This window comes from Nodosilinea sp. P-1105 (assembly GCF_012911975.1).
Taxonomy (GTDB): domain Bacteria; phylum Cyanobacteriota; class Cyanobacteriia; order Phormidesmidales; family Phormidesmidaceae; genus Nodosilinea.
Window position 1 is genome coordinate 27,873 of the sequence record NZ_SMDQ01000022.1, and the last position, 12,016, is coordinate 39,888.

Here is a 12,016-nt window from a genome sequence, read left to right on the forward strand (position 1 = left end):
TTAAGCTGCATGAACGACTGGCCCCGAAATGGCTACGCCCCAGCCGAATATGCTACCAGTAGGAATACTGGCTGAATGCCCGAGGTCATTGCCTGGACTACTTTTCAGCCAATTGTTACTAAAACGTGAATTTCAACCGCTTTAATACCTCTGAATTCATGCCAGTTGCTCCCTACTGCCCATCCTCCAGCCAGGATCTTCAGGCCGTTCATCAGTTTATAACTACCTGCTTACCTCAAGTTGCGCCATCCCAACCTACTCAACTGGTTAGCATTACCCTGGCTGTACCTACCGTTGATCCATTGTTGGTGCTAACCCACCTAGCCCATAGCCCAGACGTGCATCTCTATGTGGAGAATGCTGCGACTCAGACCGCTGCTGTAGCGTTAGGGAGCGTCCTTAACCACCAGGTTTTTGGGGCAGATCGCTTTGCCCAGGCCCGTCAGTTTATTGATCATTGGGGGCGTCGCACTCAGCATTATCAAGCCCCAGAGGTACCGATCGTAGCCCTGGGCTGCACCAGCTTGCCCAGGTTCTTCTGTACGTTCACCTTCTTTGCCCAGAGTAGCCACAGTCGAATCGGCTTCCCTGGGGCCACCGTGGTCTTACCCCAGTGGCAACTGCTACGTCAGGGGAACCGCTGCACCTTGACCTTGAATGTGCATCTCACCCCTAGCACAACTCCCGCTGCTGTTCTCTCAGATCTAGAAACCAGCATTCAGGCTATCGATCGCCTCAGCCAACAGCAGTGGCACAATCCCTTACCCTTGCAACCCCAACCCATAGAACCAACGGGCCAGGCGGAAAGCCAGTTTAAGGCGGCCGTGGCTACAGCTTTAGGGCATATTGCGCACCACAGACTCCAGAAAATTGTCTTAGCCCATGCTTTTGACTGGATCCGGCCAGAACCGTTCCAACCTTTACCGTCCCTAGGGCAGCTCCGCCAGCGCTACCCTGACTGCTATGTCTTTTCGGTGGGAAATGGCCAGGGGAAGCGATTTATGGGGGCTAGCCCTGAACGGTTACTAAGTGTACGTCAAGGGAATCTGATCACCGATGCGTTAGCTGGTTCGGCCCCTAGGGGACATAGCCCCCATGCCGATCGTCAGTTGGCCCTGCAGCTGTTGCGGAGTCCTAAAGAACAGGGGGAACATCGCCTGGTAGTTGAATTTTTAGCCCAAAAGCTGATGGATCTAGGTCTGCATCCCATTTATCCTAAGACCCCCACCCTACGACGACTATCGAATATTCAGCACCTGCATACTCCCATTCAGGCCCAACTATCCGTGGGTACCCACCCCCTACAGTTGGTAGAGGCGCTCCACCCCACCCCAGCTGTAGCTGGCGTCCCCACCTACGATGCCTGCGAACAAATTCACCGGTTTGAGTCCTTTGATCGGGGACTGTATGCGGCTCCCCTCGGGTGGATTGGTGCGAATGGTGATAGTGAGTTTATTGTGGGCATCCGCTCGGCGCTGATTGATCACAACTGGGCTCGACTCTACGCAGGAGCTGGTATTGTGGCAGGGTCGAACCCAACTCGCGAATGGGCCGAGATTCAGCTGAAATTTCGGGCCCTGGGCGAGGCGTTATTGTAGTCGTCCATGACCCTTGACTTTCGCAATACAAATACGCTGTGGGCCTCAGTGTTAGCAGAGACCCTGGCGCGTTTGGGTATGCAGACTGTGGTGATTTCGCCAGGGTCCCGTTCGACACCGCTGACAGTGGCTTTAGCCAGTCATCCCCGTCTGGAGTCGTTGCCCATCTTAGACGAGCGATCGGCGGCATTTTTTGCCCTAGGCCAGGCCAAGGCCACGGGGCGACCGGTGGGGTTGGTCTGTACATCGGGCACGGCTGGGGCTAACTATTACTCGGCTGTGATTGAAGCGAAAGAAAGTCGAGTCCCCTTGCTGGTGATGACGGCCGATCGCCCGCCGGAACTGCGAGACTGTGCCTCCGGCCAAACCATTGACCAGCAGAGGCTGTTTGGTCAGTTTGCCCAGTGGTATGCCGAACTGGCCTCCCCCACTGCTGATCTAGCGATGTTACGTTACCTGCGTCAGGTTCTGGTGCAGGCCTGGCAGCGATCGCAGTGGCCTGTACCGGGGCCAGTCCACCTCAACTGTCCTTTCCGTGATCCCTTGGCCCCAGTGGCTGATGGCTCGGTGGCGGGGCTAGAGGCTACATGGGCTAGGGACTTTTTTGAGCACTTGAGGACGGTTGATCAATCCAGTTTTCCCCAGCCAGTTGGGCCTATCCCTGGGTTAGATACCTGGCTGAGCTGCGATCGCGGTCTGATCATTGCCGGCCCAGCCCAGCCCCCTAACCCTAGGTCATACAATACGGCTGTAGCCCGTCTGAGCCAGTATTTGGGTTGGCCGGTGTTGGCTGATGCCCTATCGCCTCTACGCCATGCGGCTTCCCAGCATCCCTACTTGGTGACCACCTATGACCCGATTCTCCGGCAGGCTTTCTGGACCCAACCCCTCGACGCTACTCAGGTGATTCAACTGGGTTCCCTGCCCACCAGTAAAGTCCTGCGCCAATGGCTGGACCAGACCCAGCCCTACCGCTGGGTGTTGGATTCTCTGGGGGCTAACCTGGATCCCCTCCATGGTTCGGTAACCCCGGTGCCACTCGGGATCGAGGCCATCACCGCAGTCCTGCCAATGACGACATCTGTGCCCCCCCTGTCGGTCTACGGTGAGCAGTGGTTGCGGCTAGAGGGCAAAGTTAGGCGACAGTTAGATACGGCCCTGGCTGATTTAACCCATTTATTTGAGGGCAAAGTACCTTGGCTTATGGCCCACTGTCTTCCCCCAGGCACCCCTGTTGTAATCGCCAATAGCCTGGCAATTCGCCAGATGGAATGGTTTTGTCCGCCCAGCGATCGCGGTCTACGGCCCTGGTGTAATCGCGGTGCCAACGGTATTGATGGCACCCTCTCTACCGCCCTGGGAATTGCCCACCAGGGGCCACCAACGGTGCTGCTAACGGGGGATCTGGCTCTGCTCCACGACACCAATGGTTGGCTTACCCTGCCCCAGTTTCAGGGACATTTGACGGTGGTGTTAATCAATAACCAGGGGGGCGGTATTTTTGAAATGCTGCCCATTTCCCAGTTTGAGCCACCGTTTGAGGATTTCTTCGCCACCCCCCAGCAGGTGAACTGGAGCCATCTCTGTGCCACCTATGGGGTGAATTATGAACAGATCAAAACCTGGGCTCAGTTGCAGGCCACCCTGGAGTTTTTGCCAACCCGGGGAGTGCGCTTGCTGGAAATTCGCTGCGATCGCCACCAGTCCCTGACCCTTACTCAGCAGTTGCTGAATCTGGAGTAGTCACCCGCTGCCAACCAGAGCATCGGTCTCCCTGCCCTTGTCATGGGGATCGTGCCGGTCGCTGACGCAAGAAATCCCGAATGTGCCGGGGGGTGCGGTGCTGCGCCCGAGTATTATCTGAGTAATAGGGCGTTAGAGCTAAATATCCTCCGGCGGCTAATTCTAAAATGATGCAGCTACTATTGACGCCACTCGGGTTAACCACAACCTGCCTGGTTCCCGTCGCTGGTCGCAGGCTAACAGCCTTGATATGCACCAAGGGGCAGTGGGTCGTTTGAATCTGCCACAGCCGTTGCCGACGAATGGTGACCTGTCCTTGTCTGGTGACCTGTCCTTGTCGCCGATCGAAGATGCAGCGTACCGTTGGGCGATCGCCCAACACCAGCATTCCTGTCAGTGCCAGTAGACCACTCAGCCAGGCTAAGGCCCATGCCGCATTGGCATCGCCCCAGTTTCTCAGCAATCCCAGCCCCAAAACTGCCATCGCACTGACCAAAAGGCCGAAGCCGACCCACCATAGCAGCCAGGGGCGATCGCCAATCACCAGATGGGTATCACTATGGTTGAAAACATGCATCAATCATCCACTCCAGGCAGAGTAACAGCGCCCTATTAGTCAACCTGGGGCAACCAAAAGATAAATTCACTCCCTTCGCCCACCTGGCTTTTAACCTCAATTTGCCCCCCTTGTACCTCCACCAGACGGCGGCAGATGGTCAGCCCTAACCCGGTACCGCCCGATCCACGATTACGGGAGCGGTCCGCCCGCCAAAATCGCTCAAATACATAGGGTAAGTCCGCCTCAGCAATGCCAATCCCCGTGTCAGCGATACTGATATAGACCCGCCGATTATCTGGCCAGGCGGTGACTGTAACTCGCCCCTTTTCGGTATAGCGCAGGGCATTACTCAGCAAGTTGATCATAATTTGTTCAACTCGAATCGGGTCAGCACAGACGGCCGGTAAATCCTCAGGACAGTCTAAGGTCAAGATCACCCGATCATCACTGGCGAACTGGTCCGCAAAGGCCCGTACTAGCCCCGTCAATAGGGCAGATAACTCTACAGTTTGAGTCTGAATCGGTAAATACCCCGCCTCCAGCTTAGAGAGCTCTTGCAGGTCATTGACCAATCGTTGCAGCCGGGTTGTTTCATCGGCCAGCCGCTGATACAGGTCAGTTTCAGCCGGGACGGCCCCATCGGCCAACCCTTCTAGATAGCCATGCAAAATGGTCAGGGGTGTGCGCAGCTCGTGGGTCAGATCGCCAATCAGTTCACGGCGACGCTGCTCCACATTTTCTAGATCAGTGGCCATCCGGTTAAAGCTATTGGCTAATCGCTGGATTTCCATAATTTCTGAGGGAGGAACTCGCTCAGACAGCTGTCCCGAAGCAAATAGCCGGGTGACGTCTTCCATCTGATCTAGGGGCCGAATAATCCAGCGGGAAACCCAATAACTGAGTCCAGCCGCTGTACTACCCCCCATCAAAATCGCCCATAACATGCCCCGGCTCCAAGCGGCCTCAAACCCTTTGACTAACTGCGTACGATGACGCTGAACGCTAAGCACACCGTTCTCGTAGCGCTCTAGGGAAATGACAAAAAGACGAGGGGAATACAGTCGGCCAATAATCACCAGGGTAATGATGCCCACCGCCATTACCGCCAGGTGAGATAAGAAGAGGCGACTGCGTAGGGTAATCTTGGCCATAATAGACGTGTTCTAAGGAGTGTGCAGCTGTCTCCACCGAGCCCTTAGGCCGGGGTATTCTGCAACTCTGGCTGTTCTTCTGGCACAATCGCCCCCTCTACAGGGCAGACCTGTAAACAAATGCCACAGTCAATGCAGGTGGAAAAGTCAATCCAATACCAATCCGTACCCTTGGTATTCTTTCCAGGCCCCTCATGGATACAAGCGACTGGGCAGGCATCGACGCAGTCTGCCACCCCTTCACAAACATTGGTCACAATTGTGTGAGCCACAGTGTCTCCTCACCGATGATCAATTGGCAGTAGGGTAGGGACTGGCAGCCAGGAACCCACCCCACATTAGGTATCGTAACCGTTCAACCGATGGATGTGTCCCCGCGCCCCACGGTTGATGTGGCCGGTGGCTTGATCGCGCGATCGCTCAAGCCACTGGTATTGGGCTGTAACTCAAGGCTTCGACCGTGGGCTGGCCGGTTGTACTAATCCAAGCAATATGGCTAATTTGTCGCTGTCGGGCTAAGGTGCGAATACTGGCCTGAGAATCCACCGGAGCCAGGTGCACTTCGGCTCGGACTAAATTGGCAGAGGTGCGTAGGGTTTGGGCATAGGTAAAGGCGGCTGCCGCTGCTTGGGGGGCCATGGGTACCACCAGCCAGTCACTGGGGGGAGTGTTTTGGGGTAAACAGCCCATCGGTAACAGGGCCTGGTGTAAGGCCTCGGTTTTAAGCACAAAGCCCACCCCTGGGAAGCCTTGCCCTTGGGGGTGAAACACCCCCAGTAGGTGATCGTAGCGCCCTCCTTGGCCTAGCACCTGGCAGCCGGTTTCTGGACTAGTGACCACTTCAAACACCAGTCCAGTGTAGTAATCAAAGGTTTGAATCAAGCTCAAGTCTAAGATTAATCGAGGCTTTGGGGTACCTCGGTGGATACTTTGCTCGTCGGTGACGCCGCGCACCAAATCAATTAGCCCTTTTAGGCGCTCGACTTCAGCGGCGGTATCAGTGGCTAAGTCCATCTGCTGAACGGCTGCCAAGACAGCATCCGGGTCACCCCGTAGATCCAACAGCGCCAGAGCTTGTTGGTAAAGGTGATCGGGTAGGTCCAAGCGATCTAAGGCGACTCGATCTAACTGGGCGATCGCCCGTCGTACAGCCTCCCGCACCGCGATAGGAAACGGCTCAAGTAAGGCCCGGGTAAGTTGAGCGTCTCCTAACACCAGTGACCAGGCAGTTAGGTTCAAACTGGCCAGGCAATCGATCAACAGCAGTAGCACCTCCCCGTCGGCGACGGATGATCCCGCCCCCAGCAGTTCTACCCCAGATTGATAAAATTCCCGTTGCCCGTCTAGACTGCCCTGGGTGTTGTGGCGAAAGACGTTGGCGTTGTAGTACAACCGCTGGGGATAGGTCACTCGCGCTAGTCGGGTGGCTGCAGCCCGAGCAATGGAAGCTGTTAACTCTGGCCGCAGGCCCAAGCGTTGCCCCGCCGCCTGATTTAGCTCAATCACCGCACTTTGGTCGATCGCCCCCCCGGCCATCAACGTATCCATACGTTCCACCGTGGAGGTAATAATCCGGTGATAGCCCCAGCGCTGAAAAACTTGTTCCAGACGGTCCTCAATCCAGTGTTTTTGAGCCACATCCAGGGGTAATAAATCCCGGGCTCCGGTGGGTGGTTGGTAGATCATGACTTCTTCTTACCCCCAAACAGACCAAAAAAGCCCCCACTGCTTTTGTCCGATCCCTTGGCAGTTGTGCCAGATTTACCGGACGCTCCCCCCGCTCGATCAAGGCGAGTCTGAATGGTTTTAGCTAATTCATTGTCAGGGGTAATTTCTAAGGCTCGCTTGGCATGGACCCGGGCCATCGTGACCTGGCCAGTCTTCAAATACAGGCTGGCTAGGTAACTATGGCATCGGGCGCTTTGGGGATAAGTCTTAATGGCTTCCCGCATCTCTAAAACGGCCTGACCATAATCTTGGGACTGCTCATGCTCCTGGGCTCGGTTAATGTAGCTATCTAAAATAGTGGACTGGGAGCGGCGGGGCGGGGGCGGTGCTGTCCCTGATTTAGGGGGTGGGGCCGCGGGTGTGGCGGTCGGGGAAGTAGGTGACGCTTGGGCTTTAGGCGTTACGCCCGATCGCTGGCTGGCAGCAGCAGAGCTAGCGGTTCGGTATAGATACATCATATTCAGTTCGCTAAGCTGGCCGATTATCTGTAACACCGAATCGAGTTTGTCGTACTGTTCGCTAGCCAAGGCATTGACCGCTTGCCGGTAGGCAGCATCCACATGGGGAGCTTTGATCAACTGTTTGGCCGGCTCAGAGTCAACCTCTGGTGGTTTGGTGGCCCGGCCTAGGGTCTGCCCCTTTAGCTTGAGCACCAGCTGATGCTCAGTGCTGGGCTTGTCTTGGCTGAGGACCTCATAGGCTGGATTCACCCATTTAGACAAAAGTTCGCTAGCCCTTTGTTTATCAGCAGTTGAGGCCGTTGATAAACTATCGGGATGCAATTTTCGAGCAATGGTCAAGTATCGTTTGCGAACGACTTTGGCATCTGCGGAAACCGGGATCCCTAGCACAGCGTGATAATCACTAAAATCCAGCTTAAACAGCCCTTGCTCCAGTTGCATGCTTACCTACCCGTAAACCCCCATAGCTGGGGGTAGAAATACGTTTTACGCGACTTAACCACCCCCAGTTTAACCAGCCCTTGCCCGATTATGCCCAGCTTTTATCCCCTCACTGGCGAATTTCAGGGACAGGGGCAAACTCGGGCAAGGGAGTAACCTGCTGCAAAACCTGGCCCATGGCCTGATGAATTTTGCCATTGGTCGCGAGCAAGCGCCCAGTGGTAACCAAGACAGGACTGCCATCATAAGCCGTTACGGTACCCCCTGCTTCCCGTACGATCGCAATTCCCGCTGTAATATCCCAAGGGGATAGTCCCCGTTCCCAGTAGCCGTCTAAACGGCCACAGGCCACATAGGCCAGATCCAGAGAAGCTGCCCCGCCCCGGCGTACCCCCTGGGTAAGATGGGTAAAGGTACAAAACTCAGCATAGTTGTTGTCTAGGGTTTCGCGGCGATCGTAGGCAAAGCCCGTGACCAGCAGACTGTTAGCTAAGTCTGTGGTGGTCGATACGGCGATCGGTTGACGGTTAAGGGTTGCGCCTAACCCTAGCCCTGCCCGAAAAAGGTCTCGGTGGATGGGGTCATACACCACCCCAAGCACTGGGTCACCATCCAGCAGTAAGCCAATGGAAACGGCACAGAAGGGGTACTGGTGGGTGTAATTGGTGGTGCCATCTAGGGGGTCAATGGCCCAAAGCAGTCGACTTTGCTGGTTTCCCCTGGCCCCAGACTCTTCTGCCAGAAACCCGTGGTCCTGGGGCAAATGGCGTAGCATTACCGCCATCACTGCCGCCTCAGCGGCCTGGTCGGCTTCGGTAACTAGATCCCCAGATCGTCCTTTTTCTTGAATCGAGGTTAGGTTGCCCCAGTAATGCTCCAGAATGACGCCGCCAGCTAAAGCCGCCTCTGTAGCAATGTCGAGCCAAGTTTGTAAATCTGTCGATGTCGGAAACGACATGAAGTATTCCTCATGCAAGTTGGTGGATGGGGTTGCCTGGCGCAAAAAGGCAACAGGCAGAAGGCAGAAAATGACTTTCCTGTCTCTAAGAGGTTTTAGCGTCGGCAGGTGGGTGGGTTATGCCTGCCATCCGGTATGACTACCCTGCAGCATAAACCGGCCAACCACTCCTGATACCTGATACCTAAAACCTGACACCCTTAGCAACGGTGGTCATATTTCTGCCAGGCAGCCCTAGTCATCTTCTATGGGCAGGCCAAATCGTACTTTACCCTTGCCAAAATATCGACCAAATTGCAGTTCGTAGACTTCATCTTCATCCTGGGTTTCGACCCGTAGATCGCTACGGGGGTAGCTAACGCATAACAGGGCATACCCTTGACGCCGCAGATCGGGGGAAAGGCCCATGGCCTCTGGCTGGTCAACCTCCCCTTCCAGAATGCGCACGGCACAAGTGGTGCAGGCCCCGTTGCGACAAGAAAAGGGTAGACTAGCACCCTGGTTTTCAGCGGCTTGCAGGATGTAGCGGTCTTCGGGTACCTCTACGGTGTAAGTCTGGTGTAGATCGCGGTGATAAATGGTAACAGTGTGGGTGCAGGCCATAAAACCTTAGAACGTGTCGGCATGTCCCCATAGTCGCACGAATCCAGTGGTCATAGCTGTAGGATCCAGGGGCCCAACTTATTTCTTTGGAATTCGCCTTTGGGGCTGTCCGAGCATCGTTGACTGCGTTACTAATCAATCTCCAGGTAAAGGTGGTGTCAGGGAACATTGTTTGCTACGATAGCTTTTCGGTAGAGTAATTCTGCCCCCTGGAGAGATGGCCGAGTGGTTGAAGGCGCAGCACTGGAAATGCTGTTTAGGGGAAACTCTAACGAGGGTTCGAATCCCTCTCTCTCCGTTTGATGAAACCTGCGTCGGCTACCGAGTACGAGTGCTCGACAGCAGCAATAATCTACCTACTTGCTCAAGCGGAACTCTGCCCAACCCCTACTATTGCCTGCTGAAGCCTGACCACCTTGGCTAAGGGTGTCAGGTGTCAGGTTCTAGGTGTCAGGAAGGATTGACGGACTAATGTTGACATACTGTACCGGTGCGCTAGGGCAACTCTCCCGGAACGGCCGTTGGTGGCATCGATGGCGGCCCCTGGCGTCGCTGGGTAGACAGGCGTTCTAGGCTGAGGCAGATCACCCCTAGGGTGACTAAAATCACCCCCATCCACTGAATAAAGAGTAGGGAGGACTTTTCCCCAGGAACAATAATGTAGGCCAAAATAGCAGTTACCACTGGGCCGCTGGCCGCCACAATCGAGGCCTGGGCCGCTCCCATCAGCTTCACCCCGTAGTTGTTAAACAGGTAACCCAATAACGTCAGCAAGCCTAGTAGGCCAGCTCCGCCATAGAGACCCAGGCGGCTACTGGGCTCGCCTACGTCTAGCCCCACCAACGATCCCACAATTAAAATCACACTAGTGAGGGCAAAAATTGTACAAAACTGGGTCAGGCTGACGGGGACAGGATGGAACCGTCGAAAACAAAGCTGCATCGAAACTAAAAACAGGGCAAACGCTACACTGGCCAGTAAAGCTGACCCTATGCCCCACAGGGAAATGGAGGCTCCACTGAGGTCGCTATATATTCGGGGTAAAGCCGTAAACACAATACCCATACTGATGGCAAACATGACAACCAGGCGCAATGGCGTTGGCCGATCGCCAAATAAAGCCCAGGCTAGGGGCACTGTAATCAGGGGATACATAAACAGCAGGGTGACGGCAACCCCGGGTCCGACATCAGAGATGGCTTTGTAGATTAAAACTTGGGATAAGAATAAAAAGCTGCCACTGGCTATAGCCTGGGCCAGGGGGCGCTTATCGCGACTGTGAAACATTTGGCGCATATCAACCCAGACCCGAGGATAAAGTTGGGCGGCTACCAATGCCAGCAAGGGCAGGACAACCACCATCCGCAGCCATAGCAGCATGAGCGAATTCGGAATGGTTAGGGGTAAGGTGGGGCTGATGGGGATCCGCCCGAACAATTCGCCCCCGTAGCCGATAATGCCTACCAGGACGTTGTGGAAAGAGAGGGCCAGGGTTGATAGCCCTACCAGCAGGAGTCCCAACTGAACTTGGCCATTGCTTTTAGAACGCTGGGGCGGTTGGGTCGAGCGCCCCTGGGGGGGCATGCTAGCCGACTGGACGGATGGAGTGGGCTGATACTGCAATGAACTTGACAGCGGCAATTGAATGCCACGGTCGGTTGTTGGGTAGCCAGCAGGTGGGGCATTCGGGTTAGGGCGATCGCCGCTCCCCCCGCTGCCTGCATCAGTGCTAACAGGCAGCCCGTTAGCACGCTGGTCATAACCAACGCTCGGGGGCATGAGTGATGGCTGCACCATCTGCTGCTGGAGCTGTTGGCTCAGCCGAGTTACTAGCGCGTCTAAAATCGCCTCCCCCTGCTGCTCGATGGTTTGCATACGGTTTACCTGCGTGGACAGGGTGCTGTAGTAGCTGTTGAGATCTTGCTGTAGCGATCGCAGGGTAGTGTGCAGGGTGGCATCTAGGGCGGCTAGGCTTTGGTTGGCTTCCGCAATGGTCGATAGGGCGTTACTATCGCTAGTCGTCGTTGTTAATCTTAATGAGGCGGTCAAGTGGGCCTGCAAGTGGGTGGCCAGAGCCTGGGCCAAACGCTTCGCCCACAACTGTTGTTGAGCCAGTTGCTGCTGACTTAATGCCTGGGCATGATCAGCCTGAAGTTGCCGATGCTGTCCCTTGAGACTGTCAAAATCTTGTTCCAACGCCTCAATATCAGCCATAAGGCGCTGTTTGTGGGCCTGTAAGTAGGCAATATCCCCAGTCAGCTGAGTTGACACGTTGTGTCGCAGGCTTTCTAAGTCCTGGCTCAATACCCGTAGAGCATCTTCAGCCTGCTGAGGCCGCCACCGGGGTTGGGAATCATCGGAGGAATGGTCAATCGGCCCCATGGTTATCTGGCTCTAAACTGATGTAGATGGACTGATACAGATGAAGTCATGCCTGGCCGTGGCCAAACCTGTCAGCTAAAGGTGAATGTTAGTATTGTGCTCAAAAAACTCAAAAAGATCTCATCAAAAACTAGACCAACACCCATAGCGCCCCTAGATTTTAGCGCCTGGCTTCCATCCTTTCCCCTGATTTTGGGCATTGCAGGCCCGATGATAGACCGGTAATCGGTAGGGCAGTCTAGGGGACCCTTGCCCAGAGCAGTGCTGCTATCAACGCCTTAGGCAAAAGGCTGCCGTTAGCCTTAAACCAGGTTTAGTGTATCGAACCGGCACGATCCCGACCAGAGTCCTAACATCAGGACGATTGACCTGGGCAGATGAGGGACTCGTCC

General features: G+C 55.3%; 10 protein-coding genes and 1 tRNA gene. 3 read left to right on the plus strand and 8 right to left on the minus strand.

Translation table 11 applies throughout. The features are described from left to right. The first annotated feature begins 158 nt into the window (after positions 1-158). Together E1H13_RS11635 and menD are read left to right on the plus strand one after the other, a co-directional pair. Complete coding sequence (locus tag E1H13_RS11635; RefSeq protein WP_169613587.1) at positions 159-1,598, plus strand: isochorismate synthase; 1,440 nt, start codon at positions 159-161, stop codon at positions 1,596-1,598. 6 nt (positions 1,599-1,604) lie between these two features. Then, entirely contained in the window at positions 1,605-3,341 is a 1,737-nt protein-coding gene (gene menD, locus E1H13_RS11640) for a 2-succinyl-5-enolpyruvyl-6-hydroxy-3-cyclohexene-1-carboxylic-acid synthase (RefSeq protein WP_169613588.1), read from the plus strand. 40 nt (positions 3,342-3,381) lie between these two features. Here menD and E1H13_RS11645 read toward each other — a convergent pair whose 3' ends face one another. The 7 genes from E1H13_RS11645 to E1H13_RS11675 form a co-directional block, all read right to left on the minus strand. Then, the gene (locus E1H13_RS11645) at positions 3,382-3,918 is read right to left on the minus strand and encodes a hypothetical protein (protein WP_169613589.1); all 537 of its coding nucleotides are present in this window, start codon (positions 3,916-3,918) and stop codon (positions 3,382-3,384) included. Between the two features lie 35 nt (positions 3,919-3,953). Then, entirely contained in the window at positions 3,954-5,051 is a 1,098-nt protein-coding gene (locus E1H13_RS11650) for a HAMP domain-containing sensor histidine kinase (protein WP_169613590.1), read from the minus strand. Between the two features lie 44 nt (positions 5,052-5,095). Further along, positions 5,096-5,323 (minus strand): ferredoxin family protein, encoded by a 228-nt coding sequence (locus E1H13_RS11655; RefSeq protein ID WP_169613591.1) that lies wholly within the window; start codon positions 5,321-5,323, stop codon positions 5,096-5,098. Positions 5,324-5,471: 148 nt separating this feature from the next. Continuing rightward, positions 5,472-6,737: an ATP phosphoribosyltransferase regulatory subunit gene (locus tag E1H13_RS11660; protein ID WP_169613592.1), complete on the minus strand. Its 1,266-nt coding sequence runs from the start codon at positions 6,735-6,737 to the stop codon at positions 5,472-5,474. After that, positions 6,734-7,681, minus strand: coding sequence for a DnaJ domain-containing protein (locus E1H13_RS11665; RefSeq protein WP_169613593.1), 948 nt, complete (start codon positions 7,679-7,681; stop codon positions 6,734-6,736). Before E1H13_RS11665 ends, E1H13_RS11660 begins: the two co-directional genes overlap by 4 nt. A 109-nt stretch (positions 7,682-7,790) precedes the next feature. Further along, positions 7,791-8,639, minus strand: coding sequence for an inositol monophosphatase family protein (locus E1H13_RS11670; protein WP_169613594.1), 849 nt, complete (start codon positions 8,637-8,639; stop codon positions 7,791-7,793). Positions 8,640-8,873: 234 nt separating this feature from the next. Continuing rightward, positions 8,874-9,242 carry a 2Fe-2S iron-sulfur cluster-binding protein gene (locus tag E1H13_RS11675; RefSeq protein ID WP_169613595.1) on the minus strand — a complete coding sequence of 123 codons (369 nt, stop codon included), beginning with the start codon at positions 9,240-9,242 and terminating at the stop codon, positions 8,874-8,876. 211 nt (positions 9,243-9,453) lie between these two features. Between E1H13_RS11675 and E1H13_RS11680 the strand changes: the two genes are divergently transcribed. After that, positions 9,454-9,540 (plus strand) — tRNA-Ser (locus E1H13_RS11680). A 197-nt stretch (positions 9,541-9,737) separates the two neighbouring features. On the opposite strand, the gene E1H13_RS11685 is transcribed toward E1H13_RS11680, so the two are convergent. After that, entirely contained in the window at positions 9,738-11,624 is a 1,887-nt protein-coding gene (locus E1H13_RS11685; protein WP_169613596.1) for a DMT family transporter, read from the minus strand. Positions 11,625-12,016: the final 392 nt, after the last annotated feature.